The organism is Roseinatronobacter bogoriensis DSM 18756, assembly GCF_004366635.1.
GTDB lineage: Bacteria > Pseudomonadota > Alphaproteobacteria > Rhodobacterales > Rhodobacteraceae > Roseinatronobacter > Roseinatronobacter bogoriensis.
In genome coordinates this window covers 14567-33493 of sequence record NZ_SORN01000006.1, presented here as the reverse complement: position 1 = coordinate 33493, position 18927 = coordinate 14567, and the positions used below count along the sequence as shown (strand labels likewise).

The 18927-nt window shown below is 61.3% G+C and carries 18 protein-coding genes; 11 read left to right on the top strand and 7 right to left on the bottom strand.

The features are described from left to right. Positions 1-52: 52 nt before the first annotated feature. The 3 genes from EV660_RS13025 to secG all read right to left on the bottom strand — a co-directional run bounded on the left by EV660_RS13025 (position 53) and on the right by secG (position 2974). Positions 53-703, bottom strand: a complete 651-nt coding sequence (locus EV660_RS13025) for a dimethylsulfonioproprionate lyase family protein (protein WP_232727375.1) — start codon at positions 701-703, stop codon at positions 53-55. A 99-nt stretch (positions 704-802) separates the two neighbouring features. Continuing rightward, complete coding sequence (locus EV660_RS13020) at positions 803-2446, bottom strand: CTP synthase (RefSeq protein ID WP_071479042.1); 1644 nt, start codon at positions 2444-2446, stop codon at positions 803-805. Positions 2447-2611: 165 nt separating this feature from the next. Continuing rightward, the gene (secG, locus tag EV660_RS13015) at positions 2612-2974 is read right to left on the bottom strand and encodes a preprotein translocase subunit SecG (RefSeq protein ID WP_071479043.1); all 363 of its coding nucleotides are present in this window, start codon (positions 2972-2974) and stop codon (positions 2612-2614) included. 168 nt (positions 2975-3142) lie between these two features. On the opposite strand from secG, the gene EV660_RS13010 reads away from it, so the two are divergent. Both EV660_RS13010 and EV660_RS13005 read left to right on the top strand, forming a co-directional pair. Next, on the top strand, positions 3143-4435 hold the full coding sequence (locus EV660_RS13010; RefSeq protein ID WP_071479044.1) for an adenylosuccinate synthase: 1293 nt from the start codon (positions 3143-3145) through the stop codon (positions 4433-4435). Continuing rightward, positions 4435-4662: a DUF2842 domain-containing protein gene (locus EV660_RS13005; RefSeq protein WP_071479045.1), complete on the top strand. Its 228-nt coding sequence runs from the start codon at positions 4435-4437 to the stop codon at positions 4660-4662. The genes EV660_RS13010 and EV660_RS13005 overlap by 1 nt, the downstream gene beginning before the upstream one ends. 406 nt (positions 4663-5068) lie before the next feature. Here EV660_RS13005 and rarD read toward each other — a convergent pair whose 3' ends face one another. Together rarD and murD are read right to left on the bottom strand one after the other, a co-directional pair. Continuing rightward, positions 5069-5986, bottom strand: a complete 918-nt coding sequence (rarD, locus tag EV660_RS13000; RefSeq protein WP_232727376.1) for an EamA family transporter RarD — start codon at positions 5984-5986, stop codon at positions 5069-5071. Beyond that, positions 5976-7382, bottom strand: a complete 1407-nt coding sequence (gene murD / locus EV660_RS12995) for a UDP-N-acetylmuramoyl-L-alanine--D-glutamate ligase (RefSeq protein WP_071479090.1) — start codon at positions 7380-7382, stop codon at positions 5976-5978. Before murD ends, rarD begins: the two co-directional genes overlap by 11 nt. A 159-nt stretch (positions 7383-7541) precedes the next feature. Between murD and EV660_RS12990 the strand changes: the two genes are divergently transcribed. The 3 genes from EV660_RS12990 to ptsP all read left to right on the top strand — a co-directional run bounded on the left by EV660_RS12990 (position 7542) and on the right by ptsP (position 12653). Continuing rightward, positions 7542-8921 (top strand): GntP family permease, encoded by a 1380-nt coding sequence (locus tag EV660_RS12990; RefSeq protein ID WP_071479048.1) that lies wholly within the window; start codon positions 7542-7544, stop codon positions 8919-8921. Positions 8922-9116: 195 nt separating this feature from the next. After that, positions 9117-10376 (top strand): aspartate kinase, encoded by a 1260-nt coding sequence (locus tag EV660_RS12985; protein ID WP_071479049.1) that lies wholly within the window; start codon positions 9117-9119, stop codon positions 10374-10376. Positions 10377-10406: 30 nt separating this feature from the next. Then, the gene (gene ptsP, locus EV660_RS12980; RefSeq protein ID WP_071479050.1) at positions 10407-12653 is read left to right on the top strand and encodes a phosphoenolpyruvate--protein phosphotransferase; all 2247 of its coding nucleotides are present in this window, start codon (positions 10407-10409) and stop codon (positions 12651-12653) included. A 65-nt stretch (positions 12654-12718) separates the two neighbouring features. On the opposite strand, the gene EV660_RS12975 is transcribed toward ptsP, so the two are convergent. Then, complete coding sequence (locus tag EV660_RS12975; protein ID WP_071479051.1) at positions 12719-13858, bottom strand: acetoin utilization protein AcuC; 1140 nt, start codon at positions 13856-13858, stop codon at positions 12719-12721. Next, positions 13855-14364, bottom strand: a complete 510-nt coding sequence (locus tag EV660_RS12970) for a glutathione peroxidase (RefSeq protein ID WP_071479052.1) — start codon at positions 14362-14364, stop codon at positions 13855-13857. The genes EV660_RS12975 and EV660_RS12970 overlap by 4 nt, the downstream gene beginning before the upstream one ends. 117 nt (positions 14365-14481) lie before the next feature. Between EV660_RS12970 and EV660_RS12965 the strand changes: the two genes are divergently transcribed. The 6 genes from EV660_RS12965 to EV660_RS12940 all read left to right on the top strand — a co-directional run bounded on the left by EV660_RS12965 (position 14482) and on the right by EV660_RS12940 (position 18913). After that, complete coding sequence (locus EV660_RS12965; RefSeq protein WP_071479053.1) at positions 14482-14916, top strand: DUF1178 family protein; 435 nt, start codon at positions 14482-14484, stop codon at positions 14914-14916. Positions 14917-15159: 243 nt separating this feature from the next. Further along, positions 15160-15492, top strand: a complete 333-nt coding sequence (locus EV660_RS18910; protein ID WP_134014007.1) for a hypothetical protein — start codon at positions 15160-15162, stop codon at positions 15490-15492. Next, positions 15473-16774 (top strand): DNA-packaging protein, encoded by a 1302-nt coding sequence (locus EV660_RS12955; RefSeq protein WP_100319109.1) that lies wholly within the window; start codon positions 15473-15475, stop codon positions 16772-16774. Before EV660_RS18910 ends, EV660_RS12955 begins: the two co-directional genes overlap by 20 nt. Positions 16775-16915: 141 nt before the next feature. Next, positions 16916-18130 (top strand): phage portal protein, encoded by a 1215-nt coding sequence (locus EV660_RS12950; RefSeq protein ID WP_071479055.1) that lies wholly within the window; start codon positions 16916-16918, stop codon positions 18128-18130. Next, positions 18127-18369 carry a GTA head formation protein, RCAP_rcc01685 family gene (locus tag EV660_RS12945; protein ID WP_071479056.1) on the top strand — a complete coding sequence of 81 codons (243 nt, stop codon included), beginning with the start codon at positions 18127-18129 and terminating at the stop codon, positions 18367-18369. The genes EV660_RS12950 and EV660_RS12945 overlap by 4 nt, the downstream gene beginning before the upstream one ends. Positions 18370-18382: 13 nt before the next feature. Next, positions 18383-18913 carry an HK97 family phage prohead protease gene (locus EV660_RS12940; RefSeq protein ID WP_071479057.1) on the top strand — a complete coding sequence of 177 codons (531 nt, stop codon included), beginning with the start codon at positions 18383-18385 and terminating at the stop codon, positions 18911-18913. The last annotated feature ends 14 nt before the right edge of the window (positions 18914-18927 follow it).

Below are 18927 nucleotides of genomic sequence, written 5' to 3'. Positions count from 1 at the left end.
GTAACTCGGCCTGCAATATGCACAACAATATGGGCAGAAAGCCAGCCCTTCCCTAGCCCGGTCGCCGGGTTTTCCGGCTGAAAACCATTTTTTGCGAGACCAGCTTCTCGGGCGGTCCGATCCAGGCATAGGCCAGAAGCGAAGGTTCCAGATCGGCCACCGTGATCCGGTGCATCTGTCCGGGCGGGTTGAAGATCATCGAACCGGGGACATACACCCCCTGATCATTCTGCGACATGGCGCCAGACAGGCAGATATAGCTTTCGGTGATCCCGTCATGCGCATGGGCGGGATAGATACAGCCGGGCGCGAACAGCACCAGCCCAAGGATGATCTGATCGCTGGGCACAGGTCCTGTGGGGCCGACCAGTTCGGTATAGGCATATTTCTGATCCAGCCCGCGCGGCACTTTCTCATACCCATATTGCCATGAAAGCTGGTCGCGCAGCCCATCAATGCTGCGGATCACGCGGGACATTGGGGTGCCGCGCCCTTGGTCCAAGGCGCGTTGCAGATGCGCGGTGACAGGTTTGTGGGCGGCATCGCTGTCCCGAAGGCTGGGGTTGGCGCGCAGGACACCCGAGATGCGTTCGCGCACCAGCCGTTGATGCGCCCGGATGGTCGCGCTGCCGCCAGCAGGAATCATGCGATACATTTCCAGAAAGTCACGCAGCAAATAGACCCATGCAGGCCGGCTGGTCATCAAGAGTGGTGGGGCAGGCTGATCCATGCTGACACAGTGTCAGGTGGCGGTCGGTGCGGCGCGTCTTTGCGCGACACGGGCCTGCCTGTCAGCGACATGTCAGACCAGACGCGACACCTCGACCGCTGCGCGCACGAAATCGGCAAATAGCGGATGAGGGTCAAAAGGCTTTGACTTCAGCTCGGGGTGGAACTGCACACCAATGAACCACGGGTGGTCTTCATGCTCGACAATCTCGGGCAGTTTGCCGTCAGGTGACATGCCAGAGAAGGTCAGCCCCTTGGCTTCAAGGTCCTTGCGGAATTTCGTGTCCACTTCATAGCGGTGGCGGTGGCGCTCTTCGATCCGGGTGGTGCCATATATCTGCGCGACGCGCGATCCGTCTTTCAGCGTGGCACTATAGGCGCCAAGACGCATGGTGCCGCCCTTGTCATCACCCAGCTTGCGTTCCACTTTGTGGTTGCCCTGCACCCATTCCTTCAGATGGTAGACAACTGGCGTAAAGCGCCGTTTCCCGGCCTCATGGTCAAATTCCTCCGAACCGGCATCCGGGATTCCGGCAAGGCTGCGCGCGGCCTCGATACAGGCCATCTGCATCCCCAGACAGATGCCGAAATAGGGGATTTTCTTTTCACGCGCATAGGTGGCGGCGCGAATCTTGCCCTCGGTCCCGCGTTCACCGAACCCGCCGGGCACCAGAATTGCATGATAGGCCTCCAGCGCGGGGCCGGGGTCTTCTGCGTCGAACACACTGGCATCTATCCACTCGACCTGCACCCTGACACGATTGGCAATGCCGCCATGCACAAGCGCTTCCTTGATGGATTTGTAAGCATCCTCAAGCTGGACATACTTGCCCACGATGGCGATACGAACCTCGCCTTCCGGGTTGGCAAGGCGGTCCACCACATCTTCCCAGACACCAAGATTGGGGCGCGGGGCAGGGGTGATGCCGAACGCATCCAGCACCGCCTGATCAAGGCCTGCTGCATGATAGGCAAGCGGTGCCTCATAGATGGATTTCAGATCATAGGCCGGGATCACCGCCTCGGGGCGCACATTGCAGAACAATGCAATTTTCTGACGCTCTTTTTCGGGGATGGGTTGTTCAGACCGGCAGACCAGAACATCAGGCGCGATCCCGATGGATTGCAATTCCTTCACCGAATGCTGGGTGGGTTTGGTCTTCAACTCTCCGCTTGCGGCCAGATAGGGCAGCAGAGTCAGATGCATGAAGATGCACTGGCCACGCGGGCTTTCATGGCTGAATTGACGAATCGCCTCAAAGAATGGCAGCCCCTCAATGTCACCCACAGTGCCGCCGATTTCGCACAGCATGAAATCGACCTCATCCGCGCCGATAGCGAGGAAATCCTTGATCTCGTTGGTGACATGCGGGATCACCTGAATGGTCTTGCCCAGATAGTCGCCGCGGCGTTCCTTTTCCAGCACATTGGAATAAATCCGCCCGGAAGACACCGAATCGGTTCTGCGCGCGGCAACGCCTGTGAACCGTTCGTAATGGCCGAGGTCCAGATCGGTTTCAGCACCGTCATCCGTGACAAAAACCTCGCCATGCTCAAACGGTGACATGGTGCCGGGGTCGACATTCAGATACGGGTCCAGCTTGCGCAAACGAACTGTGAAACCGCGCGCCTGCAACAACGCCCCCAGCGCGGCAGAGGCAAGCCCCTTGCCCAGACTGGAAACAACACCGCCGGTTATGAAAATATAGCGCGCCATGGTCCTGCGACCCCCCGTGAGATGCGTTTTAAAGGTCAGATGCCTGTCATCAGGCAGCAACCATCACGGGGTTTGAGCAATAGTCCAGTTCCGCCCAAACCGCAAGATGGCCGCAAGATCAGGCGGTAAAAAAACGCGCCTCACACTAAAGATTGTGTCTGCTGCTTAATCTGCTGGCGGTGGCGCCAGCGTGTCATCCGATGCAGGCGGTGGCAGCAGGCTGTCGCTCAGCGGCAATGCAGGGGCGTCCGGCGCGCTTGGCGCGGTCGGTGTGCCAAGCCGGTCCAGAACCGAGCTGCTGGCGGATTGTTGGGCCGCGATCACCGTCAGCGTCAGCGATGTGGCGATAAACGCAATCGCAAGAATCCATGTCAGTTTGGCCATCGCCGTCAAGGGCGGGCGGCCCGCATTGGCACTGCCATCGCCCCCGCCAATGCCAAGACCCCCGCCTTCAGAGCGCTGCATCAGCACAACGCCGATCAGCGTCAGCGCCAGCAAGAGATGGACAATCAGCACGACATTCTGCATCAGGACAACCCGTCTTTCATTACGCGGCCTACTTAGGCGCTGAAGCGCTGTCTCGCAACCCCTGTTTACCGTCTGCGCATGGGGTGTGTGGCGTTATTTCGGGTTTTCGTTCCCGCGTGACAGCGTTAAGAGGGCTGTCGGGTCGCATATCTTATCAGGAGAGCATTCATGGCCAATGTCGTCGTTGTCGGCGCTCAATGGGGTGACGAGGGAAAAGGCAAGATCGTAGACTGGTTGTCCGAACGTGCCGATGTCGTCGCGCGGTTTCAGGGGGGCCATAACGCGGGTCACACACTGGTCATTGATGGCAAGGTCTACAAACTGCACGCGTTGCCTTCGGGCGTGGTGCGCGGCGGCAAGCTTTCGGTCATTGGCAATGGCGTCGTGCTGGACCCTTGGAACCTGCTTAAGGAGATTGAGACAATCCGCGCTCAGGGCGTCGAGATCACACCTGAAACCCTGATGATTGCGGAGAACACGCCGCTGATCCTGCCGTTTCATGGCGAGCTTGATCGCGCGCGCGAAACGCAGAATTCCGTTGCCAAGATTGGCACGACAGGTCGCGGGATCGGGCCGTGCTATGAGGATAAGGTCGGGCGGCGCGTGATTCGCGTCGCCGATCTGGCGGATGACGCCACCTTGCAGATGCGGGTCGACCGCGCGCTGGTGCATCACAACGCATTGCGCAACGGGCTGGGGCTGGAACCCATTGACCGTGACGGATTGTTGGCACAGTTGCGCGAAATCGCCTCCGAAATCCTGCAATATGTCGCGCCTGTCTGGAAAGTTCTGAATGACAAGCGCAAGGCAGGCAAACGCATCCTGTTCGAGGGGGCGCAAGGCGCGCTGCTGGATGTGGATTTCGGGACATACCCTTATGTCACATCCTCCAACGTGATCGCGGGGCAGGCGGCCACGGGTGTGGGCGTCGGCCCCGGTGCGGTGGATTTCGTGCTTGGGATTGTCAAAGCCTATACAACCCGCGTCGGTGAAGGCCCTTTCCCGACAGAGTTGAATGATGCCGATGGCGAACGCCTTGGCACGCGCGGCCACGAATTCGGCACCACAACAGGGCGCAAGCGCCGCTGTGGTTGGTTTGACGCCTGCCTGCTGCGCCAGACCTGTGCGACCTCGGGCGTGACCGGAATTGCGCTGACCAAGCTCGATGTGCTGGACGGGTTCGAGACACTGAAAATCTGCGTGGGATATGATCTGGACGGGCAGCGGCTGGATTATCTGCCAACCGCCTCTGACCAGCAGGCCCGCTGCAAGCCGATTTATGAGGAATTGCCGGGTTGGTCCGAATCCACCGAAGGCGCGCGCAGCTGGGCTGACCTGCCTGCAAACGCGATCAAATATGTGCGCCGCGTGGAAGAGTTGATTGATTGCCCGGTGGCACTACTTTCCACCTCACCCGAACGCGAAGATACAATTCTAGTCACGGACCCGTTTGCAGACTGATGGCACTTTCATGGAAAGCACGTAGACGTTGGGCGCTGTTTGCGCTGGTGGTGGCCTTGCCGCTTTATATCGTGGTGGCGGTAACTGTTGTGACGCTGTTTGAACGGCCACATTTTCTGCTGGAACTGCTGATCTATGTGGTGCTTGGAATCCTCTGGGCGTTTCCGCTGAAAAAGCTGTTCATGGGGATCAGCCAGCCGGACCCTGACGCACCGCGTCAGGACTAGATCTTGGCAGTTGCAAAAAGATACCCTGTGACGGGGTTTACGCGCTGTGCGGGCTTTGCGAAGCGCGGAATCAAGGCCGAAGGCCGCCGCGCATCGCCGGGCCGCCCCCACGGCACGGCGATTTGGCTGCCCCAAGCGCATTGATTTGATCTTTCGCGGATTTGGCCAGCATAAAGTGCGACAGATTGAATGAAGCATCGCCGCACCGCGGCCCGGCGCTGCACGGCTTTGTACCCGGCGTTACTACGTCTGCAAAGTCCTGCAATGCTGACCTGCGTAAACCTAGCCAGCCCAGTGTCGGCCGAAAAACACCAGTGCGCCGCACCTGCCACATTTCGCGTCTGGCCCAACCATCCGCAGACCGTCAGAACTGCCTTCAATGTCGCATGATCGAAGCAAGGGCGGCTTAGCCGGTCCCATGCTGCGGCAGGTTTTTTGCCGCCAGCGCTGCGCGCCGCTTGCGCAACACTTCCCAGATATATAGCGCCATAGCCGCCCAGATCATCGGAAAGGCCACCATGCGCCCGCCCTCGAACGGTTCGCGGAAAATGAAGACCGAGATCAGGAAGATCATGGTCGGAATCGAGTAGCTGGAAATCGCAATCGTCGACAGGCTCAGGCCCTTGGCACCATTGGCATACAGGATCAGTGGCACAGCCGTAATCACGCCGCAGCCCAGCAGTAACGCCCAATCCAAGGCGCTGGCCTGCGTGGCATAGAGCACGCCTTGTGTCTGCGCCCATGCCAGATAGGCCAGCGCCACAGGCATCAGGATCAACGCCTCCAGCGCAAAGCCCTGATTTGGGCCGATGGGCAGGGCGCGTTTGAAAAACGCATAGCTGCCCCAACTGAACACGATCATCAGCGCGCCCAGCGGCAGGCTGCCAGCCTCGACACTCAGCACGACAACGGCCAGTGCCGCCAACCCCACTGCGCCCCATTGGCGCAAGGACAGACGCTCGCCCAGCAATGTGGCCCCCAGAAACACACTGAAAATGGGGTTGATGTAATAGCCAAGGGCCGCTTCCATGGCCTGCCCTGACTGGATCAGCCAGACATAGGTGCCCCAGTTGACGGAAATCAGCGCCGCCGTGACGCAGGCCATGCCCAACATGCGCGGGTTGCGAAAGGCCGCGCGCAAATCGGCTGTGCGCCCCAGCCAGATCAGCAGTGCCAGCGCCACGGGGACCGCCCAGATTACGCGATGCGCGATCACCTCGACGGTGGGCACATGTTCCAATGCCTTGAAGTAGAAGGGCAATCCGCCCCAGATGATGAATGCAGCACCCGCAAAGGCAAAGCCGCGCGGGGTGTCATCGCTCATCAGTAAGCCCCGCATGCACAGCGGCGGTAAACGCCTCGCCGCGTTTTTCGAAATCCGGATATTGGTCGAAACTTGCCGCCGCAGGGGCCAGCAGCACCACATCGCCCGGCTCTGCCTCGGCCATGGAACGTGCGACGGCTTGGTCCATGGTTTCGCAGATTTCATGCGCGGTGGTGCCAAGTTGCAGCGCAAAATCGCGCGCGGAATGGCCGATCAGATAGGCTTTGCGCACGTGGCCCAGATGCGGGTGCAGCGCCGCGATCCCGCCATCCTTGCCAAGGCCACCTGCGATCCAGCGGATATTGTCAAAAGCCTGCAAGGCCTGCGCGGCGCTTTCGACATTGGTGGCCTTGGAATCGTTGACGTAGCGCACCCCGCCCGCTTCGGCGATCAACTGGCTGCGATGGGGCAGGCCCTTGAATGTGAGGAAGGCATCCTCGATCAGGCGCGGCGCAATCCCAAGGCTGCGCGCCACCGCATAGGCGGCGCAAGCATTCTGGTGGTTATGCGCCCCCGGCAGGCCGGGAATGGCGCGCAGATCAATAGAGGCCATCTGCTTGCCGCGCCGATATTCTGCAAGAAACCCCTTGCGCGCAAAGACGTTCCAGCCCGGTCCAGCCAGCTTTTTCCCGCTGGAGATTCGGATAACCCGCGCATCTTCGGGGGCCAGCGCCAGTTGTCCGGCCAGATACTGGCCCTCCACCTCATCCACGCCGATCACGGCACGGTCCGGCCCGCCTTCGGCAAACAGGCGTCGCTTGGCCGCGAAATAGCCCCCCATGCCATTATGGCGGTCCAGATGATCTGGTGACAGGTTGGTGAACACCGCAATATCGGGCGTCAGGGCGCGCGCAAGATCCAACTGGTAGCTGGACAATTCCAGAACCACGACCTCGCCATCCTGCGGCACATCAATCGACAACACCCCCTTGCCGATATTGCCTGCCATCTGGCTGGGGCGTCCGCATTCGGTCAGGATGTGATGTATCAAGGCTGTTGTGGTGGATTTCCCGTTTGATCCGGTGACCGCGACGACCTTGGGCGGCTGGTCGAACGCCATCGCCGCTTCGGTCGTGAAGCTGCGAAAGAACAGGCCAATATCGTTATCGACCGGCACACCTGCGGCATAGGCAGCCGCAATGATGCGATTGGGCACCGGGTAAAGATGCGGAATGCCCGGGCTGGTGATCAGCGACGCCACGCCAGACCAGTCCACACGCCCCAGATCATGCAGGTCTATGCCCGCAGCTTCGGCCTTGGCGCGGGCTTCGGGGCTTTCGTCCCATGCCAGCGGTATGGCCCCGCCAGCACGCAGCGCCGCGCATGTCGCAAGGCCCGATCGGCCCAGACCAAGCACCGCGACATTCTGCCCCTCAAAGCCCTGCACAGCAATCATGATGCACCCTTTTTTCCTGTCCGGTCCGAACGGCCTGTTCGCTGGCCCTGTCTGGGCCAAGTTGCCTTGACGCGCAAGACCCGCCCCGCGTGATCGGGTTTTCATTGAGGACCATGCCGGATTGCGCTAGATTTGCTGCATCGCAGCATGAGGGGCGCCATGTCCGGAATTCTTGTTATCATCGCAGCCCTTGGCGCGCTGATCTATCTTGCCTATCGGGGGCTGAGCCTATTGCTGCTGACCCCCGCACTGGCAATACTCGCCGTGCTTGCCAGCGAGGGCGGGCCGCTGCTGGCCAGCTATACCCAGATTTTCATGGAGGCGACGGGCGGGTTCATCATCCAGTATTTCCCGCTTTTCCTGCTGGGCGCGGTTTTCGGCAAGCTGATGGAGGCGTCGGGGTCCGCCCGCGTGCTGGCGGATGGCATTATTCGCGGGCTGGGGCCTGCGCGTGCCATTCTGGCGGTGATTCTGTCTTGCGCGGTCATGACCTATGGCGGCGTGTCGCTGTTCGTGGTGGCTTTTGCTGTCTGGCCCATCGCCTCGGCCCTGTTCCGGGAAGCGGAATTGCCCAAGGTTCTGATCCCGGCAACCATCGCGCTGGGCGCTTTCACATTTACCATGACGGCACTGCCCGGAACGCCCGCCATCCAGAACGCGATACCCATGCCCTATTTCGGCACGACACCTTTCGCCGCACCGGGGCTGGGCGTGATCACAGGCGCGTTGATGCTGGGCCTAGGTTGGGTCTGGCTGGAATACCGGGCGCGTGCGCTTGGGCCGGGCTATGGCGACGAGGATGACACATCAGAAACGCGCGATACCGACAGCGCTCCGTCACTGATCATCGCGGCTGCGCCCTTGGTGCTGGTGCTGGCGCTGAATCTGGCCTTCACCTTCGTTCTGATCCCTTCGATGGACACAAGCTATCTGGCGCAGCCGGAATTCGGGCAAACCGATATTGGCGCGTTGCGCGGGGTCTGGTCGATCATTGCGGCGCTGACCTTGTCGTCGCTGGTGCTTGTGGGTTTGAACTGGACATGCCTGGCCAAGGGGTTGTCACAAACGCTGGATGCGGGCGCCAAGGATTCGCTCAAGCCGATTTTCAACACGGCATCCTTGGTGGGGTTCGGCGCGGTGATTGCTTCGCTTTCGGCCTTCGCCCTGATCCGTGATTGGGTGGTAACGGCGGGAGGGGATAACCCGCTGATATCGCTGGCGATTGGCACCAGTTTGCTGGCGGGGATGACCGGTTCTGCCTCGGGTGGGATGTCGATTGCACTGTCGACCTTGGGAGAAACCTATCTGGAAATGGGGCAGGCGGCGGGCATCTCTCCTGAACTGCTGCATAGGGTCACGGCCGTTGCCACAGGCGGGCTGGATGCGCTGCCCCATAATGGCGCGGTGATCACGCTGCTGACGATCTGCGGGCTGACCCATAAGCAGGCGTATAAGGATATTGCCATGGTCGCGGTGATTATTCCGCTTGTGGCGCTGGCCGTGCTGATCACTCTGGGCACCATGCTGGGCAGTTTCTGATACCTGTTCAGATTCATTGGCTTGGTCCTGATCGCAGCCAGGTCCGCCATGTCCGACGCACCCCGCAAAACTCCGCCCGCTTCTGCTTGTAACAAAAAACTGCCACCAGGCCCTTTGCGCGACTGCCCGACCTTGCGCAGACAAGGCCAGACGCATAAAGAGTGGCGCGAAATGTCTGCGGGGAAGGGTCGGCCCATGCCGCTTCTGGTGATGAAATTCGGCGGTACTTCGGTCGCGGATCTGGAACGGATCCGCAATGCTGCGGCCAAGGTCAAGGCTGAGGTGGAACGCGGCTATGATGTGATTGTCATCGTCTCGGCGATGTCAGGTAAGACCAATGAACTGGTCGGCTGGGTCAATGAAACCTCGCCGCTCTATGATGCGCGCGAATATGATGCTGTGGTCAGCTCTGGCGAGAATGTCACCGCAGGGCTGATGGCGCTGACGCTTCAGGAAATGGATGTGCCTGCGCGGTCATGGCAGGGCTGGCAGGTTCCGATCCAGACCACCAGCGCACATGGCGCGGCGCGCTTTGTCGATATCCCGCGCGCCAATCTGGACGCGAAATTTGCCGAGGGGTTCAAGGTCGCGGTGATCGCAGGTTTTCAGGGCGTCAGCCCCGAAGGGCGGATCACCACCTTGGGCCGTGGCGGGTCGGACACGACCGCTGTGGCCTTTGCCGCAGCTTTTGAGGCGGAACGCTGCGACATCTACACCGATGTAGATGGCATCTATACGACCGACCCGCGCATCACCTCGAAAGCGCGCAAGCTGGAAAAGATCAGCTTTGAGGAAATGCTTGAACTGGCCTCGCTTGGCGCAAAAGTGCTGCAAACCCGTTCGGTCGAACTTGCGATGCGCTACAAGGTGCGGCTGCGCGTTTTGTCATCTTTTGATGATACTGACGAAACATCTGGAACCCTGGTCTGTGATGAGGATGAAATCATGGAATCGAAAGTCGTCTCGGGCGTGGCCTATAGCCGCGAAGAAGCGAAACTGACCCTTGTCACCGTCGAAGACCGCCCCGGCATCGCCGCTGCGATATTCGGGCCGCTTTCAGAAGCGGGGGTGAATGTCGATATGATCGTGCAGAACATTTCCGAAAAGAACTATCAGGGCAGCGACAAGCCTGTGACCGACATGACCTTCTCTTGCCCGGTCGATCAGGTGGGGCGCGCGCGCAAGGCATTGGAGGCGGCCCGCGATGCTGGCAGCATCGGCTATGAAAAGCTGGAAATCGACACGGACGCCGCCAAGGTTTCGGTGGTGGGCATCGGGATGCGCAGCCATGCCGGTGTTGCTGCGCGTATGTTCAGCGCACTTGCCGCCGAAGGTGTTAATATTAAAGTCATTGCCACATCTGAAATCAAGATTTCTGTATTGATAGACAGGAAATATATGGAATTGGCCGTTCAGGCGCTTCATGATGCGTTTGGACTGGACAAGACGGGCTGAGGCAGGCCCAAAAGCAGGATCGGAGGGGCCATGCCCCACAGAACGGAAACTGACAGCCGCAAGCTGTTGCGCAAATTACGCGATGAAATGTCGCTGGCCAATCCGGGGCAGGAACGTCTGGACCGGATTACCACGATCATCACCGAATCGATGGGCGTGGATGTTTGCTCGATCTATCTTTTCCGTGACTCTGACACGCTGGAGCTTTGCGCAACCGAAGGTTTGCGCCCCGAATCCGTGCATCAGACCAGATTGCGCCTTGGCGAAGGGCTGGTCGGCAAGGTTGCGCGGCTTGCGCGCCCCGTCAACACCGCCAATGCCCCTGCCGAACAGGGGTTTCGCTATATGCCCGAAACGGGGGAGGAGGTGTTTACCTCTTTTCTGGGTGTGCCGGTCCAGCGGTTGGGGGAACGGCTGGGCGTGCTGGTCGTACAGGCCAAAGAGCCGCGCCTGTATTCCGAGGATGAGGTGTATGGGCTGGAAGTGGTGGCGATGGTCATCGCCGAGATGACCGAATTGGGGGCCTTTACTGGCGAAGGCACCAGTTTCGCAACCCCGCACCAGAACCCGGCCATGCTGCGCGGTGTGACCGCTCAGGAAGGCGAGGCCGAGGGGCAGGTCTGGCTGCACCAGCCGCGCGTGGTGATTACCAACCTCATCAATGATGACAGTCGCGCAGAACTCGCCCGCCTTGAAACTGCGATCGAAACCTTGCGCGTGTCCATCGACCAGTTGCTGGCCACCGCCGGAACGCGGGACAAAGAACATATGGAGGTGTTGCAAACCTACCGGATGTTCGCCCATTCGCGCGGCTGGATGAAGCGGATGGAAGAAGACATTCGCCTTGGCCTGTCTGCCGAAGCGGCCGTGGAAAAGGAGCAATCCTCTGCGCGTGCGCGTCTGGAAAGGGTGCCTGACGCCTATCTGCGCGACCGTCTGCATGATCTGGATGACCTCTCGAACCGCCTGCTGCGGATTCTGACAGGTCAGGGCAATGAAACCGGCGCCGAGATGCCAGAGCGCCCGATACTGGTCGCGCGCAATATCGGGCCGGGGGAGTTGCTGGAATATGGCCGCAAATTGCGCGGTGTTGTGCTGGAAGAAGGGGCCGTTGGCAGCCATGCAACCATCGTTGCGCGTGCGCTGGCGATTCCGCTGGTGATCAATGTGCCGCGCATAACGACCGAGGCGTTGAACGGCGACCATATCCTTGTCGATGGGACCGAAGGCGTGGTGCATCTGCGCCCTGATGACAGCATCTCCAGCGCGTTCCGTGACAAGATGGCGATGCAGGCGAAGGCGCAGGAACGCTATGCGATCCTGCGCGACAAGCCCGCGCAGGCGCGATGTGGCACAGAAATTTCGCTCAAGATGAATGCGGGCTTGTTGGCAGATCTGCCCTCTTTGCCCAATTCCGGCGCTGACGCGGTGGGGCTGTTCAGAACCGAGTTGCAGTTTCTGGTGCAGGACCGGATGCCCAAGCGGTCTGATCTGGTGGCGAATTATGCCCGTGTCCTTGATGCGGCCGCCGGTCGAAAAGTGTATTTCCGCACGCTGGATATCGGGTCGGACAAGGTCATGCCCTATATGAACCGCCCGGACGAGCCGAACCCGGCTATGGGCTGGCGCGCGCTGCGCGTAGGCTTGGACAAGCCCGGTGTCCTGCGGATGCAGTTGCAGGCGCTGATCCGTGCTGCGAAAGGCCGCGCGCTAAGCGTCATGTTCCCGCTGGTTGCAACGGCCAGCGAATTCACGCAGGCGCATGATACTTTGCTGCGCGAGATTGAACGCGAGCGGCGCCTTGGCCACCCACTGCCTGAAAAGCTTGAAGTCGGGGCCATGCTGGAAACCCCCTCTCTCGCCTATGCGCCCGACAGTTTTTTCGAGGCCGTGGATTTCATCTCGATCGGGGGCAATGACCTGAAGCAATTCTTCTTTGCTGCCGATCGTGAAAATGAACTTGTCCGCCGTCGCTATGACACGCTGAATGTCAGTTTTCTGACATTTCTTCAGGTGATTGTGGATCGCTGCCATGCGGCCGAAACTGACCTGTCCTTTTGTGGCGAAGATGCCGGGCGGCCCATTGACGCGCTGGCACTTGCGGGGATTGGCATCACCTCTCTGTCCATGCGGCCTGCATCAATAGGGCCGGTGAAGTCATTGATCCGGCGTGCAAACCTGATCGAAGTCAGCGAATTGATCGCGCGGGTGCAGTGCCGGGGCCTGGAAACTGCGCGGCCTGCCTTGCTGGACTATGTCGCGACGCTGGTGGATTAGGGCTGCACGGTTCAGTGCCGCGCGGCTTGTGTCACTTTTCCAATCTTTCCACAGGTTGCAGGTTATCAAGACGCAGTTTCACGCAACTGGCGCGCGCGCGGCAACCTGCGCCGCAGATGGTCAATGCGATCGGTAATCTCTGTGCGCACAGGACCTTCATGCGGGGGGTCGATCAATGTGCTGCGCCATGCCTCGGGCGGGTTGCGCCCGGCTGCGCGCCGGTTCCAGCGCAACCCCTCCAGCACCTGCGCAGCCCCCTCAGGGATGTGGCCCTGCACTGCCCAGCCGTTCAGCGCGCCCCAGACGCGGGTCCAGCACCGCGCCACTGACCAAGGGTTGTAGCCGCCGCCACCTAGCACGATCAGCCGTGGCGCAAGCGCGGTCAGGGCCACGGCAACCTCGGCATGGGCGTTGTTGGACAGCGACAAGCGCGACAGCGGGTCTTCCTCTATCGCGTCAGACCCGCATTGCAGAACGATCGCGTCGGGGTCGAACCGTTCCAGCGCGGGCAGGATCAGGCGTTGCAGGATGGTGCGCATCTCGGTGTCGTTCAAGCCGCGCGGCACCGGCAGGTTCAACGCGCGGCCCCCGCCATCATCGTCCAGCGCGCCGGTAAAGGGCCAGCGCCGTTCTTCATGCACCGAGATCATCAGCATATCGCTGGCCCCCGTCAACGCAGCTTCAACCCCGTCGCAATGATGGGCGTCGATATCGACATAGGCAATCCGCGCCAGACCAAGCTGGCGCAGCGACAGCAAGCACAGGACAGGATCGTTTAGGTAGCAAAAGCCATTGGCATAGCTGGCCATTGCATGATGCGTGCCCCCGCCGGGCACATGGACAATGCCGCCGTCACGCACCAGTTCTGCCGCCAGCATGACGCCGCCTGCGCCCGTGGCCGGTCTGCGATACATTTCGGGGAAAACCGGGTTGGCGGTGCTGCCCAGGCCGTGGCGCGCGCGTGTGTCATCATCCACGCGCTGTGTGGCCTCTGCCTGTTGCAGGGCGGCGATATAGTCAGGGGTGTGAAACAGTGTCAGCGCGCGCGGCTTGGCGCGCGGGCTGGTGCGATATTGTGAAGGCGGCAGCCACCCCAGCGCGCGCGACAGGTCCATCACGGTCGAGACGCGCGGAATATGCAGCGGGTGCCATGCCCCATAGCTGGAGCCGCGATAGATTTCCGAGCCGATGAAGATCGGGGTCATTGAAGGGCAGCACGGATTTCGCGTGTAATGGCGCGCGCAGTGGGGCGCGTGGCCGAGCCCCAAAATCCGATAAGCTCCCCTTCCGGGCCGATCAGTGCCTTGTTGAAATTCCAGTTTGGCACATGCCCATGTTCTTCGGCCAGCCACTGGTAGAACGGGTGCGCCTGCTGCCCGCGCACCGGGGTGATTTGCGTGATCGGGAATGTCAGCCCGGTCTGAACGCGGCAGAAATCCGCAACTTCTTCGTTGCTGCCAAGTTCCTGCCGGAAATCATCTGACGGGACCGCCAGCACGACCAGCCCGCGTGGGCCATAATCTTCATACAGGCTTTGCATATCCCCGTATTGACGGGTGAACCCGCAAAGCGAGGCGGTGTTGACCACCAGCACCGGCTGTCCGCGCCATTGCGACAGATCCAGCGGGCTGCCGTCCAGTGCGGTAAAGTCGAACGCCCAGGCGGGCAGGGCAAAAATTGCGAGCACAAGGCCAAGGGCAGATCGTCGCATGAAACCTCCATCATCTGCACCAGAGGTAGCAGGCGAGCGCGGCAGAGCAAGTTATTGGCACTTGAACTGAACCGGAAGATGTTTAGATTTGGGCGCTGATCACTAAGTCCATGACCCATGATAAAATTTTCTTTGAAATGCAGTAACGGACATGCGTTTGACAGTTGGTTCAAGTCCGGCGCTGCCTATGATGATCTGAAGCATCGCGGCTTGATCCAGTGTCCCGACTGCGGGGGAAGCAAGGTCGAAAAGGCCCTGATGTCGCCTGCCGTGGCGCAGGGCCAGCAACAGACGCCGCCCGCCCCTGCCCCTCAGGAGGACACAGATACTGCGGCCGCCGCCGAGAAACTGAAAGCCCTGCGCAGCAAGATAGAGGCCAGTTCCGAATATGTGGGCGAACGTTTCGCCACTGAAGCGCGGGCCATGTATCTGGGCGATATCCCGAACCGTGCGATCTATGGCGAGGCCAAGCTGCAAGAGGCAAAAGCCCTGATCGAAGACGGCGTGCCCGTTTTGCCCTTGCCCTTCATTCCGACACGCAATTCCAACTGATATTTCTGGTCTGCTGCAGGGCAGGGCTACGCGTCGCGTTCGGTCCCGCAATTATTTATCAGGCGCCATTCCCCGGAATCGCCCTTGGGTCGTTTGCATCCGCTGGCGCGATGCGGGCAGCGCACGCTGTCTGACCATTTCCTTCAGCCTGTCGCGCTAATCTGCGCATGCCGCCTAACCGTGCTGCCTTGGCATATCGGCCAAGGGCGCTTGTGCGGGCAAACTGAGGACAGGCATGAGCATATGACCACCAAAAACTCCCCGCCCGGCGGGCCGACACCGGAAAACATGGTGTCCTATTCCGAGCAGCTTCTCGCCATCAGCATCTCGCGCCTGACGCGCCTGCTGGAGAGCTATGATGACATCACGCCAGCCTGTGGAAAGGAATTGACCGAAGAATTCCGCAGCCTGCGCAAAGCCCTGGAGATTGCTTATCATGAACGCGCACAGCTACAGAAACTCAAAGGTGTCGAAGCCGCCAATAGCGCTGCCCTCGACCTCGGCGCCGCAAGAGACGAGATCACCCGCCGAATTTCTTGCCTCCGCTCCGCCCGAGATGGTGACGCAGTTTCTTGACAGTCTGAGTGATGCCACGCTGGCCGCGCTGCCCTGGCTGTTCGAATTCTGGGCAGCCCCCCACCAACTGCCCCCCGAAGGCGACTGGCGCAGTTGGGTCTGCCTTGGCGGGCGAGGCGCTGGCAAAACGCGCGCGGGCGCGGAATGGGTGCGCGCGCAGGTTGAGGGCGCGCGGCCAAATGATGCAGGGCGCGCGCGCCGCGTGGCGCTGGTGGCCGAAACCTACGATCAGGCGCGCGATGTGATGGTATTTGGCGATAGCGGTATTCTGGCCTGTTCGCCCCCTGACCGGCTGCCACAATGGGAAGCGACCAAGCGCCGGCTGGTCTGGCCCAATGGCGCGATTGCGCAATGTTTCTCGGCCTCGGACCCCGAAGCGCTGCGCGGCCCGCAATTTGACGCGGCATGGTGCGATGAATTGGCCAAATGGCCTAAGGCAGAAGAAGCCTGGGACATGCTGCAATTCGCGCTGCGCCTTGGCGCACATCCGCGCCAGTTGATCACCACCACCCCGCGTGCGCAATCGACGCTGAAATCCATCCTGCAAGCGCCCTCAACCGTCATGACCCATGCCGCGACAGAGGCCAACCGGGCATGGCTGGCCCCGTCCTTTCTGGAAGAAATCCGCGCGCGCTATCGCGGCTCGCATCTGGAACGGCAGGAATTGGACGGGGTGCTGGTGGAAGATACTGAAGGCACGCTATGGCCGATCGCGCTTCTGGACCGCGCGCGGGTGGCGCAGGTGCCGGAGCTGTCGCGCATCGTGGTGGCGGTGGACCCGGCTGTCAGTTCAGGCCGGAAATCGGACCTTTGCGGGATTGTCGTGGTGGGCGCGGTGACCGAAGGCCCGCCATCAGACTGGCGCGCCTATGTGCTGGAAGATGCAAGCCTGCGCGCATCCTCGCCGACGGCATGGGCGCGCGCGGCGCTGGATGCGATGGCGCGCCACGGCGCAGACCGGATCGTGGCAGAGGTCAACCAGGGCGGTGATCTGGTGGCCGAAGTGCTGCGCCAGATTGACCCGCTGGTTGCCTACCGCGCCGTTCATGCCACGCGCGCCAAAGCCGCGCGCGCCGAACCTGTGGCGGCCCTTTATGAGCAGGGACGCGTGTTTCACGCCGCGCGACTGGGACCACTGGAAGATCAGATGATGCAGATGACCGCGCAGGGCTATCGCGGCACTGGCAGTCCTGACCGGGTGGATGCGCTGGTCTGGGCGGTGCAGGACCTGATCCTTGGCCCGGCGGCGCGCTGGTCACGTCCGATGGTGCGTACGCTGTGATAGCGGCGTCTTTACGGGCTTTGGCTAGGGTGGTTTTCGGACATGATGGCATTGTGATGCAGGCGGGGGGCTGTCTGCCCCCCGCACCCCCCGAGGATATTTTTGCAAGGATGAAATGGGCGGTGATGGAGAGAGGCAGACATGTTTGATTTTCTGCGCAAGGCACGCGCGCCTGAAATTTCGGCAACGGCGGGGCCAGAGGCGAAGGCTTCGGCTGTTGGTCCGCTGACCGCAGGGCGGATAAGCACAAGGACTGAAGCATTCGGAGGGGCTGGCGCAGCCTGGACTGCGCGCGATGGCGTGTCGTTGGCGCGTGCCGGGTTTTTGGGAAACCCGGTGGGGTTTCGTGCCGTGCGGTTGATATCGGAGGCGGCGAGCGCGCTGCCGCTGATCGTACAGGATTGCGAGCGGCGCTATGAGACGCACCCGGTGCTGGATCTGCTGTCCCGCCCCAACCCGGCGCAGGGGCGCGCAGAGTTGTTCGAGGCGCTTTATGCGCAGCTGTTATTGTCGGGCAATGCCTATCTGGAGGCGGTAACCGATGCGGTCGGGGCTGTGCGCGAATTGCACGTGCTGCGGTCCGACCGGATGCATGTGGTGCCCGGGCCTGATGGCTGGCCGGTTGCCTATGATTACACTGTGGGCGCTGCGAAGCACCGGTTTCACATGAGCGAGGGGGCCGCGCCGATCTGCCATATCCGCAGCTTTCACCCGCAAGATGACCATTACGGCCTGTCCCCGCTGGAGGCCGCACGCCGCGCGGTGGATGTGCATAATGCCGCGTCCAACTGGTCCAAGGCGCTGCTGGACAATGCCGCGCGCCCCTCTGGTGCGATTATCTATCGCGGCGATGCAGGGCAGGGCAGTATGAGCCCCACGCAGTTCGAGCGGTTGCAGGCCGAGATGGAGGCCCATCACACAGGCGCGCGCAATGCGGGCCGCCCGATGTTGCTGGAAGGCGGGCTGGACTGGAAGCCGATGGGCTTTTCCCCTTCGGATATGGAGTTTCAGAAAACCAAGGAAGCCGCTGCGCGCGAGATTGCCACGGCCTTTGGGGTGCCGCCCATGTTGCTGGGCATCCCGGGGGATGCGACCTATGCCAATTACCAGGAGGCCAATCGCGGTTTCTACCGTCTGACGGTCTTGCCGATGGCGATGCGGGTCAGCGCGAGTGTCGCGCATTGGCTGTCGGGCTTCATCCCCGGTGTGGTGGAGGTGAAGCCTGATCTGGACCAGGTGCCCGCGCTTGCGCTTGAGCGTGAACAGCAATGGCGCCGCGTGGGTGAGGCGAGCTTTCTGAGTGATGCTGAAAAGCGCGTGCTTCTGGGTTTGCCGCCGCATGTCGAGGGCGCATGAGTGCGCGCCGAGCCATCGGCGGATCGCGCTATCTGTATGACAGTTTCGAGGCGGCGCAGGCCCGCATCGACGCACAGGAGCGCGTGTTCGAGGCCCGCAAGGAAGCGCTTGAATTTCGGATGATGCGGCTGGAAGGCGCGCTGGAGCGGCTGGAAAAACGGCTGTGGGTTGCTGTGTTCGGTGTGGTGGCTGGGGTGTTGTTGCATGGCGCATTGGCGCTGGCCAGCGCGTTGCAGTGAAAGGAAAGATTGTATGGAGTATAAATTCACCCCTCCTCAGGCTGCCTTGGCGCTGATTGAAGGGCACCGGATCGAGGGCTATGCCAGTGTGTTCGGGCGGCGCGACAAGGGGGGCGATACGGTCTTGCCAGGTGCCTATGCGGGCGCGCTGGCACGCATGGAAGCGCGCGGCGACAAGGTGCGGATGCTGTGGCAACATGACCCTGCCCAGCCGATCGGCATCTGGGATGAGGTTGTCGAAGACAGCCACGGTTTGCGTGTGACAGGCCGGTTGCTGCCTGAAGTGGCGCGGGCGCGCGAGGCACAGGCGCTGCTGAAAGCCGGGGCGGTTGACGGGCTGTCGATCGGCTATCGCACCCTGCGCGCCGAAGCGCTGCCGGGGGGCGGGCGCAAATTGATCGAACTGGACTTGTGGGAGGTCAGCCTTGTGACCTTTCCGATGCAGGCAGAGGCACGGCTGAGTCAGAAAACCGATATTCTGGGACAGATTTGTGCCCTGGCGGCGCAGTTGCGCAGTGCGCGTGCGGCTGTTGCGCGGCTGTAACGAACAGCGTGCGC

Coding starts and splice junctions, on each gene's coding strand:
- EV660_RS13005 (WP_071479045.1), top strand. CDS start 4,435: ATGGCACTTTCATGGAAAGCACGTAGACGTTGGGCGCTGTTTGCGCTG.
- EV660_RS12965 (WP_071479053.1), top strand. CDS start 14,482: ATGATAAAATTTTCTTTGAAATGCAGTAACGGACATGCGTTTGACAGT.
- EV660_RS12945 (WP_071479056.1), top strand. CDS start 18,127: ATGAGTGCGCGCCGAGCCATCGGCGGATCGCGCTATCTGTATGACAGT.
- EV660_RS12985 (WP_071479049.1), top strand. CDS start 9,117: ATGCCGCTTCTGGTGATGAAATTCGGCGGTACTTCGGTCGCGGATCTG.
- EV660_RS12955 (WP_100319109.1), top strand. CDS start 15,473: ATGGTGACGCAGTTTCTTGACAGTCTGAGTGATGCCACGCTGGCCGCG.
- secG (WP_071479043.1), bottom strand. CDS start 2,974: ATGCAGAATGTCGTGCTGATTGTCCATCTCTTGCTGGCGCTGACGCTG.
- EV660_RS13010 (WP_071479044.1), top strand. CDS start 3,143: ATGGCCAATGTCGTCGTTGTCGGCGCTCAATGGGGTGACGAGGGAAAA.
- EV660_RS12970 (WP_071479052.1), bottom strand. CDS start 14,364: ATGCGACGATCTGCCCTTGGCCTTGTGCTCGCAATTTTTGCCCTGCCC.
- EV660_RS12950 (WP_071479055.1), top strand. CDS start 16,916: ATGTTTGATTTTCTGCGCAAGGCACGCGCGCCTGAAATTTCGGCAACG.
- ptsP (WP_071479050.1), top strand. CDS start 10,407: ATGCCCCACAGAACGGAAACTGACAGCCGCAAGCTGTTGCGCAAATTA.
- EV660_RS12975 (WP_071479051.1), bottom strand. CDS start 13,858: ATGACCCCGATCTTCATCGGCTCGGAAATCTATCGCGGCTCCAGCTAT.
- EV660_RS13020 (WP_071479042.1), bottom strand. CDS start 2,446: ATGGCGCGCTATATTTTCATAACCGGCGGTGTTGTTTCCAGTCTGGGC.
- EV660_RS18910 (WP_134014007.1), top strand. CDS start 15,160: ATGACCACCAAAAACTCCCCGCCCGGCGGGCCGACACCGGAAAACATG.
- EV660_RS13025 (WP_232727375.1), bottom strand. CDS start 703: ATGACCAGCCGGCCTGCATGGGTCTATTTGCTGCGTGACTTTCTGGAA.
- EV660_RS12940 (WP_071479057.1), top strand. CDS start 18,383: ATGGAGTATAAATTCACCCCTCCTCAGGCTGCCTTGGCGCTGATTGAA.
- rarD (WP_232727376.1), bottom strand. CDS start 5,986: ATGAGCGATGACACCCCGCGCGGCTTTGCCTTTGCGGGTGCTGCATTC.
- EV660_RS12990 (WP_071479048.1), top strand. CDS start 7,542: ATGTCCGGAATTCTTGTTATCATCGCAGCCCTTGGCGCGCTGATCTAT.
- murD (WP_071479090.1), bottom strand. CDS start 7,382: ATGATTGCTGTGCAGGGCTTTGAGGGGCAGAATGTCGCGGTGCTTGGT.